A 25,725-nucleotide genomic window follows, 5' to 3' on the forward strand; every position below is an offset into this window, starting at 1 on the left:
GGGGCGGTCCGGCGGGGACGCGGACTGGCCGCCACCCGGGTGGCGCGTTCCGTCCCGGTGCCCGATCTGCCGGGCGGGGCGGGGGAGTCGGCAGAATGCGGGGGATGGAACCACCGTTGCTGTACCTCGATGTCGACGGTCCGCTGATCCCGTTCGGCGGGCCGCCCGGGTGGCATCCGGAGCACCTGACGGAGCGCCGAATCCGCGACGTGCTGGGGACGGCGGCGGGGCACCCGCTGCTGGCCCGGCTCGACCCCCGGATCGGGGCGCGGCTCGCGGTGCTGCCCTGCCGCCCGGTGTGGGCCACCACCTGGGAGCACGTGCTGACCTTGCACCTTGCTCCCGACCTGCGGAAACAGGCTGAGGTGCAACGGGCCACGACCTATTCGTGGCCGCTGCCAGCGCGGGCTCAGGGCATCGCCTTCCGCCCCGGCAGCCGTATCGGCGTCCAGGGCTGCGGGTTCACGGGGCCCACGGTGGGGCCTCCTCCAACGGCCGGACCTGGTGGCCGGCCTTGAGCATCCGGTCGCGAAGCCAGTAGGGGTCACAGCCGTACATCGCGCCGATAACCCGGATGTCCACACCCGAGTCGTAGCGGCGGATGATCGCTGGAATGGCGGCGATCACGAGCTTCTTCAGCATGTCGCGCCGGTCGGGCTCGGTGTTGGCCCCATGGCGGTCCTCCGGGTGAGAGAACTCCAGCCCTGCGGCTGCGGGGCAGTCACAGGGCGGGGGCCTGCCCGCCGCGAGGGGGTGAGCGGCGGAAGTGCGAGATGGTCAGGGGTGATCGAAGATCCGGATGTCGAGGTGCAGGCCCCTGTGCCATTTCGACGGTCCGCCTCTCCGTCACCCGAGTGTGGAGAAGCTTCCCGAGGTCGTCCTCCTCACGGGGTTGGCGGTGCCAGCGGACGCTGGTGAACAGGTAGATCACCAGGACGGCGATCAGGACGGCACGTTCCATGGGGTGCTCCGGTGGTGCGGGGTGGCACTGGCGGCCGTCAGGGGCGCCCGGACTGCGTAGGCGAGGGAGTGGCCGCGGACGCCCGTGCGGGTGAACCCGGCCTTGAGCAGCACGCGGCCGGAGGCCACGTTGCCGGGGTGGTGCCGGGCGTGGATCTCGGGCAGACGAAGGTGCCCCAGACCGAGGACGAGCACCTTGCGAAGACCCTCGGTGGCGTAGCCCCGTCCCCAGGCGTCGGAGCGCAGGATGTAGCTGACGGCGGCGACGGGCCGGTCCAGGTGGAGCTTGACGATGCCGAGCAGGTCACCGTCCACGACCAGGCCGAGGGTGTGGAGCGTGCGCGGGCTTCGCGTGGCCGCAGCGACCGCAACGGCCACGAACTCCTGCGCTTCGCGGAGGTCCATCGGGCCCCGGTCCAGATATCTGACCGACTCGGGGCTGTAGATCCGCTGCACCGGCCCGGCGTCGTCGGGCGCCAGCTCTCGCAGCTCGATCACGCGTCCGCTGCCTTGACGAGCACGGTCAGCTCAGGGGCGCTGGGCCGGTCGTCGGGGGCGGCGAGCAGGACGTGACGCAGCCGGGCCTGGAGCGACGGCCACGGCAGCACGTCGGAGAGCGGGATCGCACGGTGGGCGATGGCCTTGCGCTTCTCCTCCGCCGGGGCGTCGCTGCCGATTCCGGCGATCTCGTAGTCCAGCGGCCAGGTCCCGGTGATGCACGTCCACAGGGTGCCGGCGAGGGCATAGACGTCGGCGGTCTGCGTGGTCTCGGCGGGCTGAGGGCCGTTGATGATCCGGGCGGCCAGCTCGGGGGCGGTCAGGTGGATCATCGTGCCGTCGAACGTCGACCACGGATGATATCGACCTGGCGGGACCACGCGAAGTCCAGCAGCCGGACGCCCCGCTCGGTGTGGATGCCGTGCTGGGGCTGGAGGTCGCCGTGCACCCAGCCGGCCTCATGCAGGTCGGCCACCGCCCGGCACAGGTCGACCGCCGCGGCGAGGGCTCCACCCCTCCCACCGTCGCCCTTGCGGACGGGGCGGAACACGTCCCAGGTCGACGGCCCGGCCAGCCACGGGGTGACGAACCAGACGCCACCGTCGAAGCGTCCGACGGTCACGGCGTAGTCGGGGAGCTGGTCCAGCACGGAGGCTTCGCGGGCGGTGACCTCGGCGGCCTCGCCGGTGCCGAGCTTGATGCTCACCACCCCGCGCGGCCCGCTGGCCTTCCACACCGCCGAGCCCCGCCGGTCGCTGATCTCCGCCAGCTCCAGCGGCCCGCAGGCGGCCTCCGCCGCAGTCAGCGCCGCTCTGGCCTCGGAAGGGAACTCGCCCATTCTCGTACTGCCTTCCACTCGCAGGGGATGTGCTCGAAGACGTCCCGGCCATCGTCCACCGACACGGACAGAGCCGTGGCGAGGTCGGGAGTCGCCTCCAGGAACTTCGGGTCCACCGGCCGGACGCCCGCCCGCACCGGGAGGAACGAGAACGGCGGCGGCGGGATGCTCTGCCCGCGTCGGCCGGTCTCCACCGCCCCCTGGGCGAACTTCCCGAACATCACGCCCACCGGGGCATAGAGGTTCTTCAGCGCCCAGTGCGGCCAGGTCAGCAGCTCCCGGTGGTCCGCCCCCTCGCAGTGGCCGAGCAGCACCACGCTCTCGCACGCGAGCAGACCGAACGGGCGGCTCGTCAACGGCCGGACCCACTCCGCGGCCTGCACCCCGGCGTAGAACAACTCCGCTTCGACCGCGTACCGGTGGCTGCCCGGGGTGATCTCGTAGACGGCCCACCCGGTCATCCCCCGGCGGATGGAGGGCCGGAGGAACGGGCAGTGCTCGGAGACTTCGGCGAGGTAGGCGTCCGCGTCCACGCCGGCGGGATGCTCCGTCCGGGCCTCGGTGAGGCGGAGCGCCCCGGCGGTGGGCCGGGACGCTCCGTCGGACAGCGTGTCGATCACAGGGAGGACGCCGCCGGGGTCAGGTCGTCGCCGTCGCCGGGGCCGGGCCGGGGGCCGCAGTCCCACTCGGCGGTGACGGTCCCGGTCTCGCGGTACTGCGCGAGGGCTCCGGTGTTCACCGTGCCGTCGGCGTTGGTGAACCAGATCTCCGGCAGCGGCCCGTACGCCTCCTCGTACGCGGCCACCCACGAGATCGGGCCGAAGCCCTTCATCTCGACGTGGACCAGCTTGCGGCCGGCGTGCTGGAGGGCGAACGCGTCGTGCGCGGCCGGGTCCTCCACGAGGGTGTGCCACGCCGCGTCGATCGCGGAGGAGAACATCTGCGGCGCGGTCTCGCCCGCATCGATCCGGCGCGCGCTGATCTTGAAGTACTTACCCAGCTCGTCCAGCTCCGGGGAGCTGGGGATGGTGGCGGTGCTCACGTGCCTCTCCCATCGGGTTGGCTCTGCCTGCCCGGGTGCGGGCGGGCAGCCGTGCGTGGTGCCCCAGCCCGTCGAGGACTCACGACGCGCTGGGAGTTCATGGGCGCCTGGGGCGCGGGTCGACGGTCGGTAACGGCCGGAGGCGATGAGCGCGGTGGCCACGACCGCCGGCAGGACCAGCGCGACCGTCTGCGCGATGGCGACCGGCAGTGGCGTCGGAAGCCCTCGGGCGGCTCGGTCGGCGGCCTCTCGGTACTCCTCCCGTCCGTCGTCCACGGCGGCCTACGCCGGGCGCTCGTCGAGCGCAGCGCGCATCGCGGCGCAACGGTGGGGCCGGCGGGCGCGGGCAAGGCAGTCGTGCGCAGAGCGCGTGGCAGGTGGCCTCGTTGTCGCCGGGGGCCTGGAGCGTGGTGCCGACGCAGACCAGCGTCTCCCGGTGGCAGACCCAGCAGTTCCCCTGCCGGTAGCCGTCGGGGCGGTCCACGGCCATCCCCCTCGCCCACGATCCGGACCGGGGCCGGCGGGGTGTCGCCCCGGACGGGCAGCCGCGTGGTCACGCGGACGGGTAGCGGTGGGGTGCTCACTCTGCGGGCTCCTCCAAGTCGGTCAGCAGGACCATCTGCGGGTAGGGGTCGCTGGAGCTGTCCAGGTTCACCCAGGCGTGGTTGGCGAGCGCGCTCGGGGTTTCGGCGACGATGCCCGTCCAGCGGTCCGTCCGGTGCCGAACGGGGTCTCCCTGGATCACGCTGTTCACAGTTGCGCCTCTCCACCGGGTCGTGGCGTGCGATGTGGTGGTGCCGGTGGGTCAGGCCGCGCGGCCGGCGGGGTGGCAGTCGACTCCCGCGACGACCACCGCGTCGGTGCCGGGGTGGGTCCTGATGTACTCGGCCGGCAGGAGGAAGCCGAAGCGTCCGCAGATGCCGCAGCTCCAGGTGTCGTCAGCGGGTGACGGGGAGTCGTACGTCGTCTGGAGGAAGCAGGCCGGACAGAGCGGGGGCGGTTCCATCCGCGTGCGGACGGTGCTCTGCACGCGGTTCACGCAGCCGATCGGCAGGCCGAGCACCGTGCGCAGGGGCAACTGGCGCGCACGGCATCGCTCTGGAGCAGGGTGCCCACCGACGGGGCACGGCCTTCGGGGTCGGCCGCCTTGTAGTCCGCCAGCAGGCTCCGGCCCTCCGGGGCCGTATTCAGCTCGTGCTTCGCGGGGCCGGTCACGACCTCGCGGTACTCACGCTTGGGGCTGCGTCTCGCCATCGGTCTGTCCTCCTTCGCCGTGGCGGTGGGGGTGCGTGATAGACCGTAAGGAGTCGGCTACAGACGGTGCCAGAAAGTTGCACGCGGTTGCACAGCAGTCACCCGAGAGAGTCGATTGCCTCGGTGATCAGGATGCGAGCGGCAGCACCGTGCACGGCGTCTGCGGACAGCTCCGCGAACCGACTGACGTACATCGCCACCTCGGAGGGCTGCGTGATCTGGAGGTACCCGGAGACGAGTTCGACGTTGGCCTGCGCCGAGTCGTAGAGCGAGAAGGCTTCGACGTGCATCGAGTGACGCAGATAGCCCCTCGGAATGATCCCCAGGCTCACGTTCGCCAGGGACGCGACAGCGATCAGGTGGGTGAGTTGGCCGGCGGCCACCTCTGTGCCGCCGAGGCCGTGGTGCAGACATGCCTCTTCGATGATGAAGGCGAAGGTCTTCCCGTGGTCTCTCAGAATCTCCTGTCGCTCCATACGCACCTGCACTGCCTCCTCCACGTCGTCCACGGCAACACGACGGCGTTGGGTGGCCTGGAGTACCGAGCGGGTGTAGTCCCGGGTTTGGAGGAGACCGTGCAGGATGCCAGGTGTGTACGCCCGGAACCGCGTGGTTCGCTCGTACAACGGGAGGACCATCTCTTGGGCACGCTTGAGCCCGCTCCGCTCCATGCGCCGCCACTCGGTGAACATGGTCTCCACCGAGCGGAGGGAAGCCACCAGGTCCGCGGCCTGGTCGTCAGCTCCGCAGACCCGACACCAATCTTTGGTGTCCTGCTCGGACGGTGTGGTGATCGCGTTCTCGATGCGGGAGCACTTCGATTTGCTCCAACCGCACGCAAGGGCGAGAGCAGGTCCGGTGAGCCCGGAGTCCTTGCGGATCTCCTTGAGCCGTTCGGCGAGAGCCTTCCGGGCCTGCTGAACGCTCGATGAGCGAGAGGTACGCATCTCGTTCGACTACTTGAGCACGTAGTCCTTGTGCGGAGTCGCCCTGTGCCACACGGTCTCGAAGGCGTTCTTCGCAAGCTGAACGACGGTTGGCTCGGTCGTCCACTCCCGGTCTACGACGTTCCCGTCACCCGAGAAGAAGGTGAACATGACCTTGGAGTCATCGAACATCCACAGGTCGGTTCCGGGCAGTGCGATGTCTGCTGCCAATCGGCGCGGAAGCCAACGGACCTGCTCGCCGACAGCCTCGTTCAGGAACGTCACATGGTGCTCGAAGCGGATGTACTCCGTGACCGGTTCTGAGACGATCCGAGCCCGGCGCATGGCCACGCCACGGTCAATCGCTTCTCCAGCGAAGGCAGTCCAGCCGTGGAACCACTCCGGCCTGTCCTCCGGGCCGTACCGAAGACCCTCCCGATAGCGCTGGAACTGCGGGTCGTTCGGCGTGTAGTTGTCGCGCATCTCCAAGTGCACAGCGGAGAACTCGGCCTCCGCCATAGCCTTGGCGATCGGGTTGGCCACGCTGCTACCTCTCGTCCTCATGAGTGGCCAGCCTCGCGGCGAGGTCCACGATGAACTTGATCATTTCTTCGGGAAGGCGAATCACGGTCTCGTGGTCGGGCACGTCAGTCGAGTGCCCGGGGACCGAACCAACCTCCTTGCAGCGGCTCAAGTCCTCACTGCTGGCCTTGTAGGACTGGATGAGCAGGTCGCCGTTCTCCGGATCGCGCCAGATCGTCGGCGAGTCGACCTCTGGCGTGTTGGAGATGATCCCGATGAACTGTAGAGGCTCCACGATGCTCCCTGTGTCTCTGGTTCCGCGTAGTTGCACAATCGGTGGGCTCATCCTGGCGGGTACACGACCGACCTGTCAGGCGTATGCGTTTCTGACGTCCAGCCGGCTTAGTCATCCGAAGTTGGGCGAAGGCGCAAGTAGCCCCGTGGGAAAGGGGGTTGCTCCGTTCGACCCGGCGCTCGATACCTCTGAGGTCACAGAAGGCCGCTACGAGGGGTGAGGGTGGGGCCTGGTGTCCGCTCGCCGATCTCGACGCCGTCGGCGAGGAGCTGCTGCACGGCGGCGTCGACCTGGTGGCGGTGGCGGTCCAGTGGCCGGCACCCTCCGCGGACCACGTCAGGTCGATGCCCGCGCCGGTCCGGGCCCGCTCGGCGCGCTCGCACTCGGCCCACGCGTCGGCGCGGCGCCGGCGCTCGGCGGCCAGCTCGTCCTGGTACCGCTGCTCGGCCTGCTCGCGGAGCCGGACGAGTTTCGATTGCATCGCAAGCCTTCCTGATGAAGGGGATCATCCGCTCGGGGATGCCGATCACGGACTCGTGGGCAGGTACGCCGACCCGGTGACCGGCCACCCACTCGGTCTCGCTGACCTCCACGAACTCGGCCCCGTGAGGGCGTCGCCCCGGATCACGAGCCGGTGCCGAGTCAGGTCCGCCCAGACCGTGGGGGAGCCCTCCTCATCGGTCTCAGGGGCGATTCCGAAGAACTCCAGGCCCATGGACACGTCTCCTGCCACGTTGCCGGCCCGTTGTCGGGCCAGGCGCCGCCGTGACCTCAGCATCCAGTGTCCAGGCCCGAGTTGTCAGATACATTGCTTCCTGACACCCCGACAGTGGAGCAGCCCTCGGCCGACGAAGGCCAGATGCGGTCATCGCGGGGTGGCGCCCGGGGTGGGGCCGCCGAGGTGGCGGTTGCGGGTGGCGCGGGCGGTGAGGCGGGCGGGGGTGGGGAGGGCGGCGAGTTCGGTGAGAGTGGTGATGATCGCGGTGGCGAGGCGGTCGCGCAGGTCGGCGGGGTCGGGGGTTTCGGGGATCACCTGGTCGACCAGGCCGGTGGTGGTCAGGTCGGTGGCGGTGATGCCCTGGGCACGGGCGAGTTGGGGGGCGTGGTCGCCGTCGCGGTGGACGATCGCGGACGCGCCCTCGGGGGGCAGTGGGGCCAGCCAGGCGTGCTGGGCGGCGAGGACCCGGTCCGCGGGCAGCAGGGCGAGTGCGCCGCCGCCGCTGCCCTGGCCGAGCAGGACGGCGAGGACGGGGGTGCGCAGCCCGACCAGGGTGGTCAGGCAGTGGGCGATCTCCAGTGCCACGCCGTCGAGTTCGGCCTCGACGGAGAGTTCCGCGCCGGTGGTGTCGACCACGGTGAGCAGTGGCAGCCCCAGTTCCTCGGCGATCCGGGCCTGGCGCCGCACCGCGCGCAGGTCGGCGGCGGTGACGGGGAGTTCGGGTCGGTCGGGGCCCTGGCGCTGCTGGGCGACCACCATGACGGGCCGTCCGCCGATCAGTGCCAGGCCCCGGACCAGCGCGCTGTCCCCGTCCAGCGGGAGGAACAGGTCGGCGGTGTGGTGCAGGAGTTCGAGCGCGGAGAGGCGTTCGGGGCGGCGGCTGAGCAGCACCGACTCCCAGGCGTCCGACGGCGCGGCGGGGGCGGTGGGAACGGCGGGAACGGTGGGAGGGGCTGCGGGGGAGGGGGCGGGGCGGGCGGTCGGGCGGGCGGTGAGGACGGTGAGGGCGCGGGAGAGGAAGACGCGCAGCCGTTCGGGCGGGACGATGGCGTCCAGCCGGCCGTGGGCGGCGAGCGTCTCGGCGCGCTGGACGGTCGGCGGCAGCGGTTCGCCGCGCAGTTCCTCGTAGACCCGGGGGCCGAGGAAGCCGAGCCGGGCGCCCGGTTCGGCGAGCACCAGGTGGCCGAGGGTGCCCCAGGAGGCGAACACCCCGCCCATGGTGGGGTTGCGCAGGTAGGTCAGGTAGGGGAGCCCGGCGGCGCGGTGCGCGTGGACGGCGGCGGTGACCCGGACCATGCACAGGAACGCGGCCGAGCCCTCCTGCATCCGGGTGCCGCCGGAGACCGGCAGGGCGAGCAGCGGCAGGCGTTCGGCGGTGGCGCGCTCCACGGCGCGGGTGATCCGTTCGGCGGTGGCCACGCCGATCGAGCCGCCGAGGAACCCGAACTCGCCGGCGACCAGCGCGATCGGCCGCCCGTCCAGCAGGGCGCGCCCGGTGAGCACGGCCTCGTCCAGGCCGGTGCGCTCGCGGGCCCGGGCCAGCGCGTCCCGGTAGGCGGGGTCGGCGTACTCGGCGGTGACCGGCTCGTCCCAGCTGTGCAGACTGCCGGGGTCGACCAGCAGGTCGAGGAGCTGACGTGCCGTCACCGGGGGCCTCCGTCACGGGCGAATCGGGCAGGGCGCGGGGGCGGGCCGCGCCACCGAGGCTAGCGGGGCGGCGGGGCCGTCGGCGGGTGCGCCGCACGGTGGTGAGCAGGATCACCGAGCCGTGCGGCGGGATGCCGCGGGCGTGCCCGCCGCCGACGTCCCCCCGAGGTGGTCGGCTCCGACCCGTGGCGCGGCCGGGACCGCCCGGACGCCCCTTCCCGTGGGCCCGGCTCCGGACGCGTCCGGAGCCGGGCCCCGCCGGTCACAGCGCGGCCGTGATCGCGTCCCACAGCCCGACCCGGGCCCGCAGCGCGGTGCGGACCGTCGCCGCGCACTCCTCCCAGCGCTCGGTGTCGTCGCCGCACAGGTCGATCAGCATCTGCATCGCCATCGGGGTGTGCTGCTCGCCGTCCACCTCGATGTGCCGGGCCAGGTAGTCCTTGAAGACGCTCAGCCGGCCCTCGGCGTCGTCGATCCGGACCACCTGCTCGAACATCTCCGGGATCAGGTCCTCCCGGCCGAACGCGAACGCCGCGGCCTGGCAGTGCACCGGCGCGTCCTCGATGATCCGGAACGTGACGGCCGCGAACTCGGCCGCCGCCTCCGGGATCTCGGCCGTCTTCGCGGCCTCCGCGACCGACCGGCCGGCCCGGATCGCGTCCAGGAACGCCTCGACCGGGGCGGTGTCCGCGCCCGCCCTGGCCATGCCGTCCAGGTACAGCTCGAAGTGGCTGATGTAGCCGTCGCCGAGCTCGTCGCTCTCCTCGACCAGCACGATCTCGTTGATCAGCCGGCGGCTCGCGGTCGGACCGTCCGGCAGCCACGGCAGGGTCACGCAGGTGAGCTGCCGCTGGAGGCACTTGAGCAGGGACATGAAGTCCCAGACGGCGAACACGTGGGTCTGCTGGAAGGTCCGCACCTTCTCCAGGCTGTCCAGCGACAGGTACATCGGGTGCGACACCACCTCGTGGCGGACCTCCTCGATGGACTCGCGCAGGGCGGTCAGGCCGGGGTGGCTGCGGTCCCAGTGGTAACGGTCGCTCATGGCTGCTCTCCTCTGTGGTGTGGTGCAACGGGGGTACGGCGGGGTGCGGCGGAGGCAACGCGGGTGGACGTTGCGGTGGTCCGGTGGTGGCAACGACCGCCCGGAGGCGGCGGTTACGCGGGAACGGCCGTGCCGGGAAAGGTCACTTCAGGACGGCGCGGATCGCGTCCCGCAGCTGCTCGGCGCTCGGTTGCAGGGCCCGGTCCAGGGCGAGGGCGAACGGGAGGACCGCGCCGTCGGGGCGGGTGACTCGGCGGGGCGGGGCGAGCAGTCGGCACTCCTCGGCGGCGACCGCCAGCACCTCGGCGGCGAAACCGGCGAAGCGGTTGGAGTCGTCGGCCACCACCAGCCGCCCGGTGCGGTCCAGCGACTCCACCAGGGCCGCCCGGTCCAGCGGGTACAGGGTGCGCGGGTCGAGCACCTCCACCGACACCTCGTCCGCCAACTCCTCGGCCACCGCCAGCGCCTGCTGGACCAGGTGGCCGACCGCCAGCACCGTCACGTCCGAGCCCCGCCGGGCCGTCCGGGCCTCGCCCAGCGGCAGCGGGACCAGCGGCGCCGTCACGTCCTCCCGGACGCCCAGCGCGCCCGCCGGGGCGAACAGCACCACCGGGTCGTCGTCCGCGATCGCCGAACTCAGCAGCCCGTACGCGTCGGTGGGCGTCGCGGGCACCAGCGTCTTGATGCCGACGTGCGCGAACAGGCCGTACGGGTGGTCGGAGTGCTGGCCCGCCCAGCCGCTGCGCGAGCCCGAGCCCGGCACCACCACGGTCAGCGGCACCCGGGCCTGACCGCCCGTCATCAGCGAGAACTTGTGCGCCTGGTTGGCGAGTTGCTCGAACACCAGGAACAGCAGCGACGGGATCTGCAACTCGATCACCGGCCGCATCCCGGTCAGCGCCGCCCCGATGCCCGCCGAGGTGAACGCCTGCTCCGACAGCGGCACGTCCACCACCCGCTCGGCGCCGAAGCGCTGCTGCAGGCCCAGCGTCAGACCGGCCAGGCCCGCGCCGACGTCCTCGCCGAACACGCACACCGCCGGATCGGCCTCCAGCGCGTCCGCCAGCGCCCGGTTCATCGCCTTGGCGTACGACAACAGCGTCACAGTGCCGCTCCCGACCGGGGCCGCAGCCCGCTCGCGTACAGGTGGTCATTGGCCGTCACCGGGTCCGGCTCCGCCGAAGCTAGCGCGAACCGCGCCGCCCTGGAAAGGAGTTCGACAATCTCCCGGTCGATCGCGGCGGCCTCCCCGGCGGGCAGCGCGGTCGCCAGCGGGTCGCGCTCCCGCCAGGACGCCACCTCCTCGGCCGTGCGGTACGACAGCCGGAAGCGCCGCTCCATCGTGTGGTGCGCCTCGAACCGGTACGTCAGGCACTCCAGGAACGACGGCCCGCCCCCGCGCGCGCCCGCTCCACCGCCCGCCCGGCCGCCGCCCGGACCGCCTCCACGTCCATCCCGTCCACCGTCTCGGCCGGGATGCCGAACGCCTCGGCCCGGCCGCAGGCCGAACCGCTCACCGCCGCCCCGGCCGGCAGCGTCGTCGCGTAGCCGTTGTTCTCGCAGACGAACACCACCGGCGCCCGCCAGATCGACGCCAGGTTCAACGACTCCAGCAGCACGCCCTGGTTGAGCGCGCCGTCGCCGAAGAACGAGGCCACCACGGTGGGTTCGCCGCGCCGCCGGGCCGCCCAGGCCGCGCCGACCGCGATCGGCGCGCCCGCGCCGACGATGCCGTTGGCGCCCAGGATGCCCAGCGAGAAGTCCGCGGCGTGCATCGAACCGCCCCGGCCGCCGTTCAACCCGCCGACCCGGCCCAGCAGTTCGGCCAGCAGCCGGGCCGGGTCGGCGCCCTTCGCCAGCACGTGCCCGTGCCCGCGGTGGGTGGAGGTCAGCTGGTCGGCCGGCTCCAGCGCGGCGCACACGCCGACCGCCACCGCCTCCTGCCCGATGTACGGGTGGGTGCCGCCGACCACCAGCCCGGCGCGCACCCACTCCAGCGCCAGTTCCTCGAACGAGCGGATCAGCCGCATCGTCCGGTACCGGCCCGCCGGGTCCGCCAGGTGCGGCAGGCTCACCGGCCCGACCGCCACAGCACCGGGCAGAACTCCGGGTCCGCGTAGTCCGGCCGGCCGTCCGCGTCGCGCCGCACCACCGCGTCGTGGTTGTACACCACCGGCGAGCCGTCCGGCCGCAGGTACGAGCGGTAGCGGTTCGAGCCGTCCTGCAGGTGCAGCGACACCGCCCGGCGCGGCTGCGCGGACCGGTTCGGGCCCGAGCCGTGGTAGGTGCGGCAGTGGTGGAAGGAGACGTGCCCGCGCGGGATCTCGATCGGCACGGTACGGACCTCGGTGCCGTTGAACTCGGCGTTCTCGTGCAGCAGTTGCTCCAGCTCGGAGCGGTCCCGGGCGGCGAAGTGCCGGGTCGAGTCGTCGCCGCCGGGGCGCTCCTCCCAGCGGTGGCTGCCGTCCACCATGGTGATGGTGCCCATCTCCTCGGTGCAGTCGTGGAACGGCAGGAACGCGGTCAGCATCCGCTGCGAGGTGGAGGTCTGCCAGTAGTGCTTGTCGAAGTGCCACGGCACCACGTTGCTCGGCTCGCCCGGCACCGGCGGCTTGTAGATCAGCGTGGCCTGGAACAGCCGGATCTCCGCCGCCTGCGCCAGCCGCGCCGCGACCGCGCCCAGCAGCGGCTTGCGCAGGATGCGGCCGATCTCCGCGTGCTCGTAGTGCACGTAGTCGTTGTGCCGCTGCACCGGCCCGTCCGACGGCCGCCAGGACGCCAGGTGCGGCGGCCGGGCCGGGAGTTCGCGGTCCCGTTCGCCCGCGTAGTAGCGCTCGGTGGCGGCCTGCAGCGCGTCCAGCTCGGCGTCGGAGAACAGCCGCCGCGACAGGTACCAGCCGCGCTCCGCGTACTCCAGCACCTCCTCGACGGTCGGCAGCAGCGCCGACTCCTCCTCGGTCAGCTCGAACCGGTCGATCGCGGTGGTCACGTGGGCTCTCCTCTGCTCAGCTGTCCGCGGTGGCGCGCTCGCGCTCCACCGCCTCGTACAGGGCCTTGATGTTGGCGGTGCCGAAACTGCCGGCGCCGCGCCGCTCCACCAGCTCCAGGAAGAAGGTCCGGCGCGGGTGGGTGGAGCGGGCGAAGATCTGGAACAGCTCGCCGCCGTGGTCCCGGTCCACCAGCACGTGGGTGTCCCGGAGTTCGGCCACCGGGATGGCCGTCGGGCCGAGCCGGGACTCCAGCGCCTCGTAGTACGCGCCCGGGGTGCTCAGGAACGCCACCCCGCGCCCGCCCAACTCCCGCACCGCGGCGGTGATCGACTCCGTCGCGTACGCCAGGTGCTGGACGCCCGCGCCGCCGTGGGCCGTCAGGAAGCCGTCGATCTGACCGGAGGCCCGCGAGGTGTCCGGCTCCAGCAGGGTGAAGGTGACCGTCCCGCACGGGCTCTGCACCACCCGGGAGTCCATCGCCTGGTCGCCGACCTCCACGTACTCCCGGAACACCTCCCGGAAGCCCAGCCCGTCGACCGCCCACCGCACCGAGCCGTCCAACTGCCCGCCCGGCACCACCACCGCCACGTGGTCCAGCGACAACAGCGCGCCGTCGCCCGGGAGTTCGCCCGCCGGCAGCAGGTCGTCCGGGCCGACGAAGCGCAGCGCCAGGTCGCCGAAACCGGAGACCGTGCCCGCCCCGTCCGGCCCGGCCCCGTCCGTTCCTGCCGCGTCCGTTCCTGCCCCGTCCGTTCCTGCCGCGCCCAGCCGTTCGCCGTCCAGTCGCTCGCCGCCCGCCGCCAGCGCCCGTTCGGCCGCCGCGACCGCCGACGCCCGGTCGGCGTGCCGCAGCGCGATCACCGCGACGCCGTCGCCGTGCCGCCGCACCCAGGCGGCCACCGGGTGGTCCGCCTCCACCGCCGAGGTCAGCAGCACCCGGATCGAGCCCTGGTGCGCCACCACCTGCGCGGTGCCCGGAGCGGCCGAGTCCGGCTCGCTCAACGTGAAGCCCCAGTCGTCGCGCAGCCGCGCGGCGTACTTGTGGGCGTCCTCCACGTACAGTTCGGTGTACGCGATGCCCGGCACGGTCATGAGTCCCCTCCGAGGTGCTTGGCCGTGATGCTCGGCGGGCCGAACAGCAGGCTCAGGTTGTGGCCGCCGAACGCGATCGAGTTGGACAGGGCGTGACGCACGACACCGTGCTCGGCCGCGCCCCGGACGTGCCGCAACGCGCAGGCTTCGTCCGGCTGTTCGAGGTTCAGGGTGGGCGGGATCAGGCCCTCGGCGACGGCCAGCGCCGACACCGCCGCCTCCACCGCCCCGCCCGCGCCCAGCAGGTGGCCGGTGGCGCCCTTGGTCGAGCTGACCCACGGCTCGTGGCCGCCGAACACCTCGCGCAGCGCCGCCGCCTCGGCCCGGTCGCCCAGCTTGGTGCCGGTGCCGTGCGCGTTGACGTAGTCCACCGCCGACGGCGCCAGGCCCGCCGAACGCAGCGCGGCCCGCATCGAGGAGACCGCGCCCGCGCCGTCCGGACGCGGCATGGTCGGGTGGTGGGCGTCGGTGGCCGCGCCCCAGCCGGCCAGCGCGGCGTACGCGGACGCGCCCCGGGCCGCCGCGTGCTCGGCGCGCTCCAGCACCAGGACGGCGCTGCCCTCGCCCAGCACGAAGCCGTTGCGGCGGGCGTCGAACGGCCGGGACGCCTGCGTCGGGTCGTCCCAGCCGGCCGCCAGCGCACGGGAGTTGTCGAAGGCGGCGGCGATCGTCGGGTGCAGCGGGGCCTCCGCGCCGCCGCACACCACCACGTCCGCCTCGCCGCCGCGGATCAGCCGCAGGCCCTCGGCGACCGCCTGGGCGCCCGCCGCGCAGGCGGTGATCACGGCCGAGCTGTAGCCGCGGATGCCGTGCGCGATGGCGATCCGGGCGGCCGCCATGTTCGACAGCATGCCCGGCAGCAGGTACGGGCTGACGGCGGCCCGGCCGCGCTCGCGCCGTCCGGCGGCCTGCTGCTCGTAGCTCTCCAGCCCGCCGCCGCCGGTGGCCAGCACCACCGCGACCCGCTCCGGGTCGGTGTCCTGACGGATCGTCAGCTTGGCGTCGGCGAGGGCGTCCTCGGCGGCGGCCAGCGCGAGCAGCAGGAAGCGGTCGGCGACCCGGGTCTCGGTCGGCGGCAGCACCTCGGTCGCCGGGACGTGCGGGGCGATGCCCGCCACCCGCAGCCAGCCCGCCGCCGGGTGGTCCGGCGGCGGGGCGACCAGCCCGGAGCGGCCGGCCGCGAGCGCCCGGTAGACCTCCGGCACGGCGCGGCCCAGCGGCGTCACCCAGCCGATCCCGGTGACCTGCGCGGTGACGGCGGTGGTGGCGCCGGCTGCGGCTGTGGCGTCGGGGGCGTTCACCGCGCGCCGGTCCCGGCCCCGGTGACGGTCCCGGCTCCGGCCTCGGCCAGGTGGCGCTGGCGCAGCAGCACCTTGCGGACCTTGCCGGTCGGGCCGAGCGGGATGCGCCCGTCCGGGACGGCCAGCACGGTGCGGACCGCGGCGGCCACGTGCGGCTCCAGCGCGGCGAGCACCTCGGCGGTGCGGTCGGCGTCCTGGTCGGCGGCCGGGTCGAGCTGGAGCAGCACGTCGGCGACGGTCCGCCCGCCGTCGCGGAAGGCGACCACGGTGCAGTCGTGCACGTCCGGGCAGGCGGCCAGGACGCGTTCCTCGCTGGCGGCGGTGTGCAGGCGGCGGCCGTCGCCCAGGTCGACGGTGTCGACGGCCCGGTCCACGTGGTAGTAGTAGCCGTCCTCGTCGCGGTACACCAGGTCGCCGGTGAGGAAGTAGTCGCGGACCCGGGTGCGGTGGGTGGTCACCGAGTCGTTCCAGTAGCCGGGCGACAGGGTGGGCGAGCGGGTGCCCAGCTCGCCGACCCGGCCCGGGCCGAGCTCGTTGCCGTCCGGGTCGAGGACCGCGCAGTCGACGAAGGCGTGCGGGCGGCCCACGCAGCGGCCGTAGCGCTCGGAGTCGACGGTGTGGGTGATGAAGAAGTGCGAGTGGCCCATCTCGGAGGAGCCCAGGCCGTCGATGAACACCGACCCGGCGGTGCGGACCCGGCCCTGCCGGGTGGCGGTCTCGCGCGAGCCCTGGGCGACCAGGCGGCGGATGTGCGCCTCGTGCGCGCAGTCGCCGGTGTTCCACCACAGGCCGACCGAGGACAGGTCGCGGGCGGACAGGTCCTGCCGGGCCAGGTCGGCCCAGGTGGTGGCGAAGCCGTACACGCCCAGCGGCTGCCAGCGCTCGATCGCCTCCAGCACCGCCGGGCCCGACTGCTGGGAGATCAGGTGCAGTTGGGCGTCGAAGCTGAGCGCCAGGTTGACCGCGATCAGGGTGGCGGCGTGCGCGGCGGGCAGCGCGCTGAGCACCCGGTCGATGCCCTGCGGCCGGGGCAGCAGCAGGCGGTGGCGGATCGCCGCGTACAGGCTCTGGTGCGAGTGCAGCACCGCCTTGGGCAGGCCGGTGGTGCCCGAGGAGTGGGTGATCGCGACCGGGTCGGTGGGCCAGTGCCGGTACGGTTCGGGCGCCGACTCCGGGTCGCCGTCGGCGAGTTCGGCGGTGTCGGCGAGGACGGGCGCGCCGAAGTCCACGTCGGCCAGGGCCTTGGCGTGGGCGGCGTCCGCGAGCAGCCCGACCGCGTTCAACCGGCGCAGGTAGCGGGCCGAGGTGTCCGCGTCCAACGCCGGGTTGAGCAGGGCCGGGATCGCGCCGAGCCGGCTCAGCGCGAGGAAGCACAGCACCTGCTCGGCCGCGGCGGACGCCTGCACGGCGACCGGGTCGCGGCGGCGCACCCCCCGGGCGTGCAGGGCGGCGGCCCGGGCCCGTACCGCGAGGTCGAGTTGACGGAGCGTCAGGGCGGTGTCCGCCGGGTGGCCGTCGACGGGGGTGTCGAAGGTCAGGGTCGGCGAGTCCAGGCCGAGGCCCTGCTCGACCCGGGTGGTCAGGACGTTACCGGCGCCGACGGAGCTGTCGGCGGACAGCACGGCGCGAAGGGTGCGGAGGCTCATCGTTCCCGTTCTCTTCTCGTGGTGCGGGAAAGGGGGCGGGCTCCCTCGGCGGGGGCCGCGGTGCGCGAGGGGGCGGGGCGGGTGTCAGGGGGCGAGCAGGACGGCGGTGGCGCGGTCGGGCGGGCCCTGGACGGCGGTGATGGCGAGCACCTGCTCGGCGTCGCCGTCCTCGATCAACAGGGCGGCCCGCTCGTGCAGTTCGCGCTCCTCCCGGAAGCCGGGGCCGAGCGCGACGACCGGGCCGTCCAGCTGCCAGCGGGCGGCCAGGTGGCCGAGCACCGCGTTCGGGTTGGACTGGAAGAACAGCAGCGGGGCGACCCGCTGCCCGGCGGCGGTGGCCCGGGCCAGCGCGTCCGCGGTGCCGGTGTCGCCGCTCGGGCTGGCCAGCAGCAGCGCGGTGCGCGGCGCCCCGGCGGCCGGGGGCGGGCCGTAGTGGGCGCGCAGGCAGCGCTCGGCGGTCTCGGCCACCAGCGGGCTGAACGAGGACTCCACGAAGCCCGCGATGGCGGGCAGTTCGTCCCCCGGCCGGTCCGGCCAGCGGGCGGCGGCCAGCACCCGCAGCGGCCCGGCGAGGACGCGCGGCGCCGCCGACGGGGACGCCGGGTGCGGGTGGCCGGGGACGGGGACGGGGGCAGGGGCGGGAACGGAGACGGAGACGGAGACGGGGACGGGGACGGGGACGGGGGCGTGGTCGGGGAGGACGGCGGGTCTCGGGGCGGTCATGCGGGAGTCACCAGGGGTGCGGGCCGGGCGGCGGCCGGACGGGAGCGGACGGGGAGGACGCGGTGGCGCGGGCGGTGCGGACGGCACGGGCGGTGCGGGTGGCCGGGGCGCGGGGTCATGCGGGGGCCACCAGGAGCGCGGTGTTGGCGCCGCCGAACGCGGCGTTGACGGTCAGCGCCAGGCCGGGGGCGGCCGGGCGGGGGCGGTCGAGCACCAGGTCCAGCGGGCAGCCCGGGTCGGGGGCCTGCCAGCCGGCGTTCACCGGCAGCGACCCGGCGCGCAACGCGCCCACGGTGGCGGCGAGTTCGAGCAGGGCGGAAGCCTCCAGGGCGTGGCCGTGCACGGACTTGGTGGAGCTGACCGGCGGGGTGCCGGCCGGGAAGACGGCGCGCAGCGCGGCGGCCTCGGCCAGGTCGCCGAGCTTGGAGCCCGCGCCGTTGGCGTTGACGTAGCCGATCGCCTCCGGTGCGGCGCCCGCCCGGTCGAGCGCGCCGTGCACCGCCCGGGCCAGGCCGGTGCCGTCGGGGTGCGGCCGGCAGACGTGGAAGGCGTCCCCCGTCCGAGCCCAGCCGGCGATCCGGGCGAGGGCCCGGCCGCCGCGCCGGCGCAGGGCCGGTGCGGACTCCAGGACGACGGCGACCGCCGCGTCGCCGAGCAGCATGCCCCGGCGGCCCAGGCTGAACGGGCGGACGGCGCCGTCCGTGGCCAGCGCCCGGCCGGCGTCGAACACCGCGAAGGTGTCCGGCTCGACCAGGTACCCGGCCGCGACCAGCACCCGTTCGCGGCGCCCGGAGGCGATCAGCGCGGCGGCGTCGGCGACGGCGCCGGACGCCGCGACGCACGCCCCGGTGTAGACCCGGGGCCGCAGCCCGGTCCGTTCGGCGACCTCCGCCGCGACCGGACCGGCCCGCCGGTCGCCGTGCAGGGCGAGCAGCACCTCCTCCTCCGCAGGCGGCTGTCCGGGGTCGACCGGGCCGGAGAGCGCGCCCGCCTCGGCGAGCACCGCGACCAGCTGGTCGGCCAGCCGGGGCGAGCCCGGCCCGGTGGCGGCCCGGTCGGTGCGGTGCGCGGCGGTGTCGAAGCGCTCCACCGGGGTGAAGGCCGGCCGCCCGGCGAGCACGCCGTCGGTCAGCGCCGCGAGCCCGGCGCCGAACGCCGAGCGCACGCCGATGCCGCCGACCAGGACGGCGCGCCGCGGCGGACCGTCCCGGAGCGCGGTCGCGGACGTGGTCGCGGACGCGGTCGGGGTCATGGCGCGGCGGCCCCCGCCTCCGTGGCGGCCTCGACACCGGCCGTGGCACCCGCCGTTACACCCGCACCGGGACCGGCACCGGCACCGGCACCGGCCCCGGCCGGGGCGGCGGCGAGCTGCGCGCCGAGCGCGGCGACGGCGTCGTCCACCGTGCGGATGGCGTCCAGGCGTTCGTCGTCCAGGTCGACCTGCACGCCGTAGCTCTGTTCGGCCTGGGCGATCAGCCAGGCCAGTTCCAGCGAGCCCAGGTGCTCGTCGACCTGCTCGGGGGAGCGGTCGCCGTAGCGGGCGAGCATGGCCAGCGCCTCGGCCCGGCCGAAGCGCGTGCGGGCGTCCGTGCTCATCAGGCGGTGCTCACCGTGGACTTGGCGACCCGGGCGGCCACCTCGGCGCTGAACTCGTCGATGGTCATCAGCGCGGTGGACTCCATGTCGTCCAGCTCGAAGCGGATGCCGAACTCCTCCTCGACCTGCACCGCGAGGTCGGCCAGCGCCAGCGACTCCAGGTCGAGGCCGGCCGGGCCGAGGTCGGTCTCCGAAGTGACCTGCGAGACGTCGTAGTTCATCCCGGCCAGGGCGGTCAGGACGAACGTGCGGATCTGTTCCTGCATGGACGGACTCTCTCCAGTGCGTCGGGGAGGGGGAGGGGAAGGACAGTGTTTCCGGGCAGGGCGCGCCGACGGACGGGCGGACGGTGTCTGGAGCCGTCCACCCGGCCGGTGGCGGCCGCACCGGAAGGGGGGAGAAAACGCGGGATGAGCGGGATGAGCGGAGGGGTGGATCAGCGGGCGGCGTCGGCCTGTCGGCGCAGGGCGGCGACGTCCCGCAGCAGCTTCCCGGTGGCGGTCCGGGGCAGCCGCGGCATCAGGTGCAGCCGGCGGGGCAGCTTGTAGCCCGCCAGCTCCTTGCCCAGCAGTTCGCGCAACTGCTCGGCGGGGCCGCCCCGTTCGGACGGCGCGGAGGTGACGCCCTCGGCGGTCGCGGCGTACGCCTCGATCGCGCCGTCGGCGAACAGCACCACGGCCTCGACCACACCGGGGAGCCCGGTGAGGGCCTGCTCGACCTCGTTCAGGTCGACCTTGAGGCCGCCGATGGAAATCTGTGAGTCACGCCGCCCGAGCACGGTCACCAGGCCGGTGCCGTCCTCGATCAGCGCGGCGTCGCGGGTGTGCAGCAGGCCGTCCGACCAGCGGGTCGGGTCGGTCGGGCCCAGGTACGGGGACCGCTCCCGGACGATGTGCAGCTCGCCGCCCGTGACGGACAGTTCCATCCCGTGGACGGGGGCCACCGCGGGGTGGTGGTGGCCGTTCAGGTCGGTGGCGATCACGCCGGTCTCGGTCATCCCGTACATGGTGCCCAGCGGGACCCCGAACCTGGCCCGGAACGCCGCGGGCAGCTGCGGGCGGACGAGTTCGCCGGCCACCACCATCCGCCGCAGCTGCGGCAGTTCGGGCGGCGCGGCGGCCGAGGCCAGCAGCTCGGCGTGGAACGGTACCCCGATCACGGTGGTCGGGGCGCCGCCCTCGGCGATCGCGGCCAGGATGCCGGTCGGGGTCATCCGCTGCGGCACCACCAGCTCCACGCCCGCGTGCAGGGCGTGCAGCAGTCCGCCGACCAGGCCGAGCACGTGCACCGTCGAGGACAGCAGCACGGTGCGCTCGCCGCGGGTCGGGAACTCCGGGAGCCGGGCGTAGCGGTCGAGTTCGCGCAGCAGGTCGGCGGCCGTCCGGGCGATCACCTTGGACGGGCCGGTCGAGCCCGAACTGAGCTGCACCAGGGCGTGCTCGGTCGCGGCTTCGGCACCCTCCGGCAGCGACCGGAACTGCGGTCTTCCGTCGGCGAGTTCGGCCAGCACCCGGGGGTGCAGCCGGTCCACCGCGCGGTCCACCTCGACGGCGGTCAGCCGGTGGTCCAGCAGGATCGCCTGGGCGCCGGAGCGCCAGGCGGCCAGCAGGACGGCGACGAACTCCGCCGACGGCGGCATCCGCAGTGCCACCGTCCCGCGTTCGCCGAGCCCGGCGGCGGCCAACTGCCGCTGCCGTTCGGCCACCAGGGCCCGCAGGGTGCCCCTGTTCACCGGAGCGCCGAAGCGCAGGCACGGTTTGCCGTCCGGTCCGGCGAGTAACTGCTCGTCCACCCAGTCCGCGGCGACCGTGCCGCCGCGTACCGGGGTTGGGGTAAGCGTCAACGCAACTCCACGCGCTCGTGTGGGAAGCAAGGTTCGGAAGTTGTGATGCTTCAGTGTGGAACCCCCGTCGGTGCCGACCTTTGCACGGGAGCGCATCAAGGGTCAAGGTCTATACCAGTGGCGGACTGCCCCCTACGCTGTCCCTCGTTTTCGCACGAGTTGACGGAACATCAGGAGGTTCGGACGCGATGGTTCCGCTCACCCTGGCAGAGCACGGCGCACTGGCCAAGGCCCGACTGCCCGCCGTGATCTGGGACTTCTTCGAGGGAGCGGCCGGGTCCGAGTGGACCGCCGAGGCCAACCTGGACGCCTGGCGCCGGTACGTGCTGCGCCCGCGCGCCCTGGTGGACGTCTCGGCCCCCGACTGCGGCACCGAGCTGTTCGGCGACCGGCTGGCCGCCCCGTACGGCGTCGCCCCGATGGCCTACCACGGGCTCGCCCACCCCGACGGCGAGTGCGCCACCGCCCGGGCCGCCGCCGGGGCCGGGGCGCTGCTGGTCACCAGCATCTTCGCCGGGTGCGCCCTGGAGCGGATCGCCGAGGCCGCCCCCGGCGCGCCGCGCTGGCTCCAGCTGTACTGGCTGCGCGACCGCGAGGCGCTGGCCGGGATCGTCCGGCGGGCCGAACGGGCCGGCTACCGGGCCCTGGTGCTCACCGTCGACGCGCCCAAGGTCGGCCGCCGACTGCGCGACCTGCGCAACGGCTTCGCGCTGCCGCCCGGCATGACCGCCGCCAACCTGGCGCCCCGGCTCACCAGCGCCGCCGGGCAGGCCGCGCCCGGCCGCTCCGGCATCGAGGAGCACTCCCGGCAGCAGTTCGACCCGACGGTCACCTGGGCCGACCTGGCCTGGCTGCGGCGGCGCACCGAACTGCCGCTGCTGCTTAAGGGCGTGCTCACCGCCGAGGACGCCAGGCTCGCCGTGGAGCACGGCGTGGACGGCCTGGTCGTCTCCAACCACGGCGGCCGCCAGCTCGACGGCACCCCGCCCGCACTGGACGCCCTGGCCGAGGTGGTGGACGCCGTCCCGGCCGACCACCCGGTGCTGGTCGACGGCGGCCTGCGGCACGGCTCCGACCTCGCCAAGGCGCTGGCCCTGGGCGCCCGCGCCGCGCTGGTCGGCCGGCCCGTGCTGTGGGGCCTGGCGCACGGCGGCGCGGACGGCGCCCGGGCGGTGCTCGACCTGCTGCGCGAGGAACTGCTCGACACCATGGTGCTGGCCGGCCGGCCCACCCTCGCGGACCTCGACCGCGGCGCGCTCGCGCCCTGGCCGGCGGCCCCGCAGACGTACCGCTGAGCGCGCGTCCCTCTCCTTATATATAGGGGCCCGTGACGGAGCACCGACAAAGCACGTGAAAGAGAACGGAAGAACCCCCGTGACGCACACCGAATCCCGCGCCTCCGACACCCCGAGACCCTCGCCGCACCCGCCCCACCCGCCGCGCCCGCCGCGCCCACCGCACCCGCCGCGCCCGCCGCGCCCACCGCACCCGCCGCACCCGCCGCACCCGCCGCGGAGCTGTTCGCGGACTGGGACTGGGAGGACCCCGACGGCCTGGCCGCCCGCACCGACGCCTTCACCGAGGACCTCGCCCGGTGCACCACGATCGAACTGGTCCGCCCCGAAGTACCGCACACGCACCAGGACTTCCGGGACCTCGGCGTCACCGGCATCGAGTTCGCCGCGTTCCGCACCCGCCACCCGCAGGGCCTCGGCACCGACCTGGTCGGCCTGCACACCGACACCGAGGAGACCCGCCCCGGCCCGGTCTACCGGATCGACGGCACCAGCCTGTACACCCGGCTGGACATCGGCGCGCCGCTCCCGTTCGCCGACCACAGCGTCGACTGGGTGTACGCCGAGCACCTGATCGAGCACGTCCCGCTCGACACCGCCGTGCGCTGGCTCGCCGAGGTGCGCCGCGTCCTGCGCCCCGGCGGCCTGCTCCGCCTCACCACCCCCGACCTGGCCCGGTACGTCGAGGGCTACCTCGACGACCGCGAGCAGTTCTTCCGCCGCCACCGCCGCCGCCTGCGCACCATGCGGGTCGGACCGCCGATGCCGGAGCGGCGGGCCTTCATGCTGAACCAGATCTTCTACCACTTCGGCCACCGCTGGATCTACGACGAGGCCGAGCTGCGGTACGTCCTGGACCGCGCCGGCTACGGCGCGTTCACCGTCGTGCGGCAGGAGTTCCAGGCCGGCGCCCGACCGGACGTCGCCGCCCTCGACACCGCCTTCCGCAAGGACGAGTCGATCTACCTGGAGGCCGTCGCCCCCGGAGGAGCGCGCTGATGCCGCTGCACCCCCAGGCCGAAGCGGTGCGGGCCCGCCGCGCCGCCGCCGGCACCCCGCCGCTGTACACCCGCACCCTGGCCGAGGCCCGCGCCGCCGACCTCGCCGACCTGCGCGCCGCCACCGGCGCCGGCGAACCCGTCCACCGGGTCGAGGAGTCCACCGTCGAGGGCCCCGGCGGCCCGCTCGCGCTGCGCCGCTACCGGCCCGCGCCGCGCCCGCAGGACGCCCCGCCCGGCCCGGCCCTGCTCTACCTGTACGGCGGCGGCTGGGTGCTCGGCTCGCTGGAGACCGGCGACCCGGTCTGCCGCGCGCTGGCCAACGCCACCGGCGCCGACGTGTTCGCCGTCGGCTACCGGCACGCCCCCGAGCACCGCTTCCCCGCCGCCCTGCACGACTGCTGGGCCGCCCTCGACCGGATCGCCCGCCAGGCCCGCGGTGGGGCCTCGACCCGGCCCGGATCGCGGTCGGCGGCGACAGCGCCGGCGGCAACCTGGCCGCCGCCCTCACCCTGCTGGCCCGCGAACGCGGCGGCCCCGCGATCCTGCACCAGCTGCTGGTCTACCCCAACACCGACCACCGCGTCCCCGCCGACGGCGAGGCCGACCCGGCGCTGTTCAACCGGCACTCCGTGGCCTGGTACTGGTCGCACTACCTCGCCGACCCGGCCGACGGCGCGAACCCGCTGGCCTCCCCGCTGCGCGCCCCCTCGCTGGCCGGCCTGCCGCCCGCCACCGTGATCACCGCCGAGTACGACCCGCTGCGCGAGGAGGGCGAGGAGTACGCCGAGGCCCTGCGCGCCGCCGGCGTCCCCGTCGAACTGCGCCGCTACGACGGCATGCCGCACGGCTTCTTCGCCATGCCCGGCCTGCTGGACGACGGCCGCCGCGCCCAACTCTTCGCGGCCGAAAGGCTGGTGGCGGCCTACCGGACCGGCGCGGCGGAGGGCGCCCGATGACCAGGGTGCTGCACCTCGCCGACCTGCACGGCTCGCTGTCCGACCCGCTGCTGGACGCGATGACCTTCCTCAACGAGGTCACCGCCCGCTACCCCGAGGCCGTCTCCTTCGCCCCCGGCCGCCCGTACGAGGAGTTCTTCGACCCGGCGGACGTCCCCCGCCACCTGGAGACCTACCTGCGCCACCTGCGCGAGGAGCGCGGCCTGACCGACGGCCAGGTCCGCCGGGAGGTGTTCCAGTACGGGCGCACCAAGGGCCTGATCGCCCCGCTGATCGCCCGCGCGCTGGCCGCCGACGAGGGGATCGACACCGACCCCGAGGCGCTGGTGGTCACCGTCGGCGCCCAGGAGGGCATGCTGCTGGTGCTGCGCGCCCTGTGCGCCGGGCCGGACGACGTGCTGCTGGTCTCCGCGCCCTGCTACGTCGGCGTCACCGGCGCGGCCCGGCTGCTCGACCTGACCGTGCACCCCGTCCCGGAGGCCGGGCGGGACGGCGGCCTCGACCCCGCCGCGCTGGCCGCGGCCGTCCACGCCCTGCGCGCCGCCGGGAAGCGCCCCCGGGCCTGCTACGTCGTCCCCGACTTCGCGAACCCCAGCGGCGCCAGCATGGACGAGGCGGCCCGCCGCCGGCTGCTGGAGGTGGCCGAGGAGACCGGCGTCCTGCTGATCGAGGACAACCCCTACGGCTTCTTCGGCCGCACCGCCGCCGCCCGCCCCACCCTCAAGGCCCTGGACGGCGACCGCGGCAACGTGGTCTACCTCGGCTCGTTCGCCAAGACCTGCTTCCCCGGCGCCCGGGTCGGCTACGTGGTCGCCGACCAGCGGGTCGCGGGCGGCACCTCCGACGGCGCTTCCGGCGACGCGCCCGCCGGGCTGCTCGCCGACGAGCTGGCCAAGCTCAAGAGCATGACCACCGTGAACACCTCGGCGCTCAGCCAGGCCGTCATCGGCGGCATGCTGCTCGACGGCGGGCTGCGCCTGCGGGACGCCAACGAGCCCGCCCGGCGCTTCTACGCCCGCAACATGGACACCCTGCTGGAGGCGCTGGAGACGGCCTTCCGGGGCGTTCCCGGCGTCTCCTGGAACCACCCCGACGGCGGCTTCTTCGCCGTCGTCACGGTGCCCTTCCGGGCCGATGCGCAGGCCCTGGACGCCTGCGCCCGCAAGCACGGCGTGCTGTGGACCCCGATGGACGGCTTCCACCCGGGCGGCGGCGGGAGCGCCAACTGCGGCTCTCCTGCTCCTACCTGACGCCGGAGGAGATCGCCGACGGCGTGCGGCGGCTGGCCGCCTTCGTGGCCGAGTACGCCGAGCACGCCGAGCACGCCGAGTACGCCGAGCACGCCGAGTACGCCGAGTACGCCGAGCACGCCGAGTACGCCGAGTACGCCGAGTACGCCGAGTACGCCGAGTACGCCGAGTGCGACGCGGAGCCCGCAGAGCCCGCAGAGCCCGCGGAGCGCGCGGCGGAGCGCGCGGAACCGCGCCCGGAGGGCGGCCCCGGGAACGGCTGAGCGCAGCACCGAGCGGGGCCCGGC

31 protein-coding genes and 1 pseudogene are annotated in these 25,725 nt (G+C 74.3%); 7 read left to right on the forward strand and 25 right to left on the reverse strand.

Going from position 1 to position 25,725, the window contains the following annotated elements; translation table 11 throughout:
* Positions 1-462: 462 nt before the first annotated feature.
* The 11 genes from QMQ26_RS30625 to QMQ26_RS30675 form a co-directional block, all read right to left on the reverse strand.
* Complete coding sequence (locus QMQ26_RS30625; RefSeq protein ID WP_282206713.1) at positions 463-642, reverse strand: hypothetical protein; 180 nt, start codon at positions 640-642, stop codon at positions 463-465.
* Positions 643-942: 300 nt separating this feature from the next.
* Positions 943-1,458 carry a GNAT family N-acetyltransferase gene (locus QMQ26_RS30630; protein WP_282203491.1) on the reverse strand — a complete coding sequence of 172 codons (516 nt, stop codon included), beginning with the start codon at positions 1,456-1,458 and terminating at the stop codon, positions 943-945.
* Positions 1,455-1,790, reverse strand: coding sequence for a protein kinase family protein (locus QMQ26_RS30635; protein WP_282203492.1), 336 nt, complete (start codon positions 1,788-1,790; stop codon positions 1,455-1,457). The genes QMQ26_RS30630 and QMQ26_RS30635 overlap by 4 nt, the downstream gene beginning before the upstream one ends.
* Complete coding sequence (locus QMQ26_RS30640) at positions 1,787-2,296, reverse strand: protein kinase family protein (RefSeq protein WP_282203493.1); 510 nt, start codon at positions 2,294-2,296, stop codon at positions 1,787-1,789. Before QMQ26_RS30640 ends, QMQ26_RS30635 begins: the two co-directional genes overlap by 4 nt.
* Complete coding sequence (locus QMQ26_RS30645; protein ID WP_282203494.1) at positions 2,260-2,916, reverse strand: hypothetical protein; 657 nt, start codon at positions 2,914-2,916, stop codon at positions 2,260-2,262. The genes QMQ26_RS30640 and QMQ26_RS30645 overlap by 37 nt, the downstream gene beginning before the upstream one ends.
* The gene (locus QMQ26_RS30650) at positions 2,913-3,338 is read right to left on the reverse strand and encodes a hypothetical protein (protein WP_282203495.1); all 426 of its coding nucleotides are present in this window, start codon (positions 3,336-3,338) and stop codon (positions 2,913-2,915) included. Before QMQ26_RS30650 ends, QMQ26_RS30645 begins: the two co-directional genes overlap by 4 nt.
* A gap of 580 nt (positions 3,339-3,918) precedes the next feature.
* Complete coding sequence (locus tag QMQ26_RS30655; RefSeq protein WP_282203496.1) at positions 3,919-4,092, reverse strand: hypothetical protein; 174 nt, start codon at positions 4,090-4,092, stop codon at positions 3,919-3,921.
* Positions 4,093-4,143: 51 nt separating this feature from the next.
* Positions 4,144-4,416 (reverse strand): hypothetical protein, encoded by a 273-nt coding sequence (locus QMQ26_RS30660; RefSeq protein ID WP_282203497.1) that lies wholly within the window; start codon positions 4,414-4,416, stop codon positions 4,144-4,146.
* 274 nt (positions 4,417-4,690) lie between these two features.
* Positions 4,691-5,539 carry a helix-turn-helix domain-containing protein gene (locus tag QMQ26_RS30665; protein WP_282203498.1) on the reverse strand — a complete coding sequence of 283 codons (849 nt, stop codon included), beginning with the start codon at positions 5,537-5,539 and terminating at the stop codon, positions 4,691-4,693.
* A 9-nt stretch (positions 5,540-5,548) separates the two neighbouring features.
* Positions 5,549-6,061, reverse strand: a complete 513-nt coding sequence (locus QMQ26_RS30670; protein ID WP_282203499.1) for a DUF6879 family protein — start codon at positions 6,059-6,061, stop codon at positions 5,549-5,551.
* A gap of 4 nt (positions 6,062-6,065) precedes the next feature.
* Entirely contained in the window at positions 6,066-6,386 is a 321-nt protein-coding gene (locus QMQ26_RS30675; protein ID WP_282203500.1) for a hypothetical protein, read from the reverse strand.
* Positions 6,387-6,645: 259 nt separating this feature from the next.
* On the opposite strand from QMQ26_RS30675, the gene QMQ26_RS30680 reads away from it, so the two are divergent.
* A complete protein-coding gene (locus tag QMQ26_RS30680; protein WP_282203501.1) occupies positions 6,646-6,831 on the forward strand; it encodes a hypothetical protein in 186 nt (61 codons plus the stop codon).
* Between the two features lie 369 nt (positions 6,832-7,200).
* Here the strand turns inward: QMQ26_RS30680 and QMQ26_RS30685 are convergent, their stop codons facing one another.
* The 14 genes from QMQ26_RS30685 to QMQ26_RS30750 all read right to left on the reverse strand — a co-directional run bounded on the left by QMQ26_RS30685 (position 7,201) and on the right by QMQ26_RS30750 (position 20,936).
* Positions 7,201-8,700: a carboxyl transferase domain-containing protein gene (locus QMQ26_RS30685; RefSeq protein ID WP_282203502.1), complete on the reverse strand. Its 1,500-nt coding sequence runs from the start codon at positions 8,698-8,700 to the stop codon at positions 7,201-7,203.
* Between the two features lie 262 nt (positions 8,701-8,962).
* Positions 8,963-9,745, reverse strand: coding sequence for a DUF3050 domain-containing protein (locus QMQ26_RS30690; protein WP_100839400.1), 783 nt, complete (start codon positions 9,743-9,745; stop codon positions 8,963-8,965).
* 142 nt (positions 9,746-9,887) lie between these two features.
* On the reverse strand, positions 9,888-10,850 hold the full coding sequence (locus QMQ26_RS30695; RefSeq protein WP_100839399.1) for an alpha-ketoacid dehydrogenase subunit beta: 963 nt from the start codon (positions 10,848-10,850) through the stop codon (positions 9,888-9,890).
* Positions 10,847-11,086, reverse strand: a complete 240-nt coding sequence (locus QMQ26_RS30700; RefSeq protein WP_282203503.1) for a hypothetical protein — start codon at positions 11,084-11,086, stop codon at positions 10,847-10,849. The genes QMQ26_RS30695 and QMQ26_RS30700 overlap by 4 nt, the downstream gene beginning before the upstream one ends.
* Positions 11,087-11,112: 26 nt before the next feature.
* Positions 11,113-11,820, reverse strand: coding sequence for a thiamine pyrophosphate-dependent dehydrogenase E1 component subunit alpha (locus QMQ26_RS30705; RefSeq protein WP_282203504.1), 708 nt, complete (start codon positions 11,818-11,820; stop codon positions 11,113-11,115).
* Positions 11,817-12,734, reverse strand: a complete 918-nt coding sequence (locus QMQ26_RS30710) for a phytanoyl-CoA dioxygenase family protein (protein ID WP_282203505.1) — start codon at positions 12,732-12,734, stop codon at positions 11,817-11,819. Before QMQ26_RS30710 ends, QMQ26_RS30705 begins: the two co-directional genes overlap by 4 nt.
* 16 nt (positions 12,735-12,750) lie before the next feature.
* Positions 12,751-13,827, reverse strand: a complete 1,077-nt coding sequence (locus QMQ26_RS30715; RefSeq protein ID WP_282203506.1) for a VOC family protein — start codon at positions 13,825-13,827, stop codon at positions 12,751-12,753.
* Positions 13,824-15,128 carry a beta-ketoacyl-[acyl-carrier-protein] synthase family protein gene (locus tag QMQ26_RS30720; protein ID WP_282203507.1) on the reverse strand — a complete coding sequence of 435 codons (1,305 nt, stop codon included), beginning with the start codon at positions 15,126-15,128 and terminating at the stop codon, positions 13,824-13,826. The genes QMQ26_RS30715 and QMQ26_RS30720 overlap by 4 nt, the downstream gene beginning before the upstream one ends.
* The gene (locus tag QMQ26_RS30725; RefSeq protein ID WP_282203508.1) at positions 15,125-16,774 is read right to left on the reverse strand and encodes a class I adenylate-forming enzyme family protein; all 1,650 of its coding nucleotides are present in this window, start codon (positions 16,772-16,774) and stop codon (positions 15,125-15,127) included. Before QMQ26_RS30725 ends, QMQ26_RS30720 begins: the two co-directional genes overlap by 4 nt.
* An 84-nt stretch (positions 16,775-16,858) precedes the next feature.
* Positions 16,859-17,497 carry a hypothetical protein gene (locus QMQ26_RS30730; protein ID WP_282203509.1) on the reverse strand — a complete coding sequence of 213 codons (639 nt, stop codon included), beginning with the start codon at positions 17,495-17,497 and terminating at the stop codon, positions 16,859-16,861.
* Between the two features lie 115 nt (positions 17,498-17,612).
* Positions 17,613-18,749, reverse strand: coding sequence for a beta-ketoacyl synthase N-terminal-like domain-containing protein (locus QMQ26_RS30735; protein WP_282203510.1), 1,137 nt, complete (start codon positions 18,747-18,749; stop codon positions 17,613-17,615).
* Entirely contained in the window at positions 18,746-19,093 is a 348-nt protein-coding gene (locus QMQ26_RS30740; protein ID WP_282203511.1) for an acyl carrier protein, read from the reverse strand. The genes QMQ26_RS30735 and QMQ26_RS30740 overlap by 4 nt, the downstream gene beginning before the upstream one ends.
* Entirely contained in the window at positions 19,093-19,359 is a 267-nt protein-coding gene (locus QMQ26_RS30745; RefSeq protein ID WP_100839394.1) for an acyl carrier protein, read from the reverse strand. Before QMQ26_RS30745 ends, QMQ26_RS30740 begins: the two co-directional genes overlap by 1 nt.
* Positions 19,360-19,529: 170 nt before the next feature.
* Entirely contained in the window at positions 19,530-20,936 is a 1,407-nt protein-coding gene (locus QMQ26_RS30750) for a class I adenylate-forming enzyme family protein (RefSeq protein ID WP_282203512.1), read from the reverse strand.
* A gap of 188 nt (positions 20,937-21,124) precedes the next feature.
* On the opposite strand from QMQ26_RS30750, the gene QMQ26_RS30755 reads away from it, so the two are divergent.
* From QMQ26_RS30755 to QMQ26_RS37585, 6 genes and pseudogenes are all read left to right on the forward strand, one after another.
* Positions 21,125-22,231: an alpha-hydroxy acid oxidase gene (locus QMQ26_RS30755; RefSeq protein WP_282203513.1), complete on the forward strand. Its 1,107-nt coding sequence runs from the start codon at positions 21,125-21,127 to the stop codon at positions 22,229-22,231.
* Positions 22,232-22,786: 555 nt separating this feature from the next.
* Complete coding sequence (locus QMQ26_RS37580) at positions 22,787-23,230, forward strand: class I SAM-dependent methyltransferase (RefSeq protein ID WP_404813995.1); 444 nt, start codon at positions 22,787-22,789, stop codon at positions 23,228-23,230.
* Positions 23,230-23,607: pseudogene (locus QMQ26_RS38455) on the forward strand (alpha/beta hydrolase); the annotation flags it as partial. The gene QMQ26_RS37580 and the pseudogene QMQ26_RS38455, both read left to right, overlap by 1 nt.
* 116 nt (positions 23,608-23,723) lie before the next feature.
* A complete protein-coding gene (locus QMQ26_RS38460; RefSeq protein WP_404814226.1) occupies positions 23,724-24,188 on the forward strand; it encodes an alpha/beta hydrolase fold domain-containing protein in 465 nt (154 codons plus the stop codon).
* Entirely contained in the window at positions 24,185-25,438 is a 1,254-nt protein-coding gene (locus tag QMQ26_RS30770) for an aminotransferase-like domain-containing protein (protein ID WP_318552087.1), read from the forward strand. Before QMQ26_RS38460 ends, QMQ26_RS30770 begins: the two co-directional genes overlap by 4 nt.
* Positions 25,366-25,701 carry a hypothetical protein gene (locus QMQ26_RS37585; RefSeq protein ID WP_318552088.1) on the forward strand — a complete coding sequence of 112 codons (336 nt, stop codon included), beginning with the start codon at positions 25,366-25,368 and terminating at the stop codon, positions 25,699-25,701. The genes QMQ26_RS30770 and QMQ26_RS37585 overlap by 73 nt, the downstream gene beginning before the upstream one ends.
* The last annotated feature ends 24 nt before the right edge of the window (positions 25,702-25,725 follow it).

Source organism: Kitasatospora fiedleri, assembly GCF_948472415.1.
GTDB classification, from domain to species: Bacteria; Actinomycetota; Actinomycetes; order Streptomycetales; family Streptomycetaceae; genus Kitasatospora; species Kitasatospora fiedleri.

Bases quoted from the DNA above. Each gene is read 5' to 3' on its own strand.
- QMQ26_RS30625 (WP_282206713.1), bottom strand. From the start codon at position 642: ATGCTGAAGAAGCTCGTGATCGCCGCCATTCCAGCGATCATCCGCCGC.
- QMQ26_RS30635 (WP_282203492.1), bottom strand. From the start codon at position 1,790: ATGATCCACCTGACCGCCCCCGAGCTGGCCGCCCGGATCATCAACGGC.
- QMQ26_RS30640 (WP_282203493.1), bottom strand. From the start codon at position 2,296: ATGGGCGAGTTCCCTTCCGAGGCCAGAGCGGCGCTGACTGCGGCGGAG.
- QMQ26_RS30665 (WP_282203498.1), bottom strand. From the start codon at position 5,539: ATGCGTACCTCTCGCTCATCGAGCGTTCAGCAGGCCCGGAAGGCTCTC.
- QMQ26_RS30675 (WP_282203500.1), bottom strand. From the start codon at position 6,386: ATGAGCCCACCGATTGTGCAACTACGCGGAACCAGAGACACAGGGAGC.
- QMQ26_RS30690 (WP_100839400.1), bottom strand. From the start codon at position 9,745: ATGAGCGACCGTTACCACTGGGACCGCAGCCACCCCGGCCTGACCGCC.
- QMQ26_RS30700 (WP_282203503.1), bottom strand. From the start codon at position 11,086: ATGGAGCGGCGCTTCCGGCTGTCGTACCGCACGGCCGAGGAGGTGGCG.
- QMQ26_RS30715 (WP_282203506.1), bottom strand. From the start codon at position 13,827: ATGACCGTGCCGGGCATCGCGTACACCGAACTGTACGTGGAGGACGCC.
- QMQ26_RS30725 (WP_282203508.1), bottom strand. From the start codon at position 16,774: ATGAGCCTCCGCACCCTTCGCGCCGTGCTGTCCGCCGACAGCTCCGTC.
- QMQ26_RS30730 (WP_282203509.1), bottom strand. From the start codon at position 17,497: ATGACCGCCCCGAGACCCGCCGTCCTCCCCGACCACGCCCCCGTCCCC.
- QMQ26_RS30735 (WP_282203510.1), bottom strand. From the start codon at position 18,749: ATGACCCCGACCGCGTCCGCGACCACGTCCGCGACCGCGCTCCGGGAC.
- QMQ26_RS30740 (WP_282203511.1), bottom strand. From the start codon at position 19,093: ATGAGCACGGACGCCCGCACGCGCTTCGGCCGGGCCGAGGCGCTGGCC.
- QMQ26_RS30745 (WP_100839394.1), bottom strand. From the start codon at position 19,359: ATGCAGGAACAGATCCGCACGTTCGTCCTGACCGCCCTGGCCGGGATG.
- QMQ26_RS30755 (WP_282203513.1), top strand. From the start codon at position 21,125: ATGGTTCCGCTCACCCTGGCAGAGCACGGCGCACTGGCCAAGGCCCGA.
- QMQ26_RS30770 (WP_318552087.1), top strand. From the start codon at position 24,185: ATGACCAGGGTGCTGCACCTCGCCGACCTGCACGGCTCGCTGTCCGAC.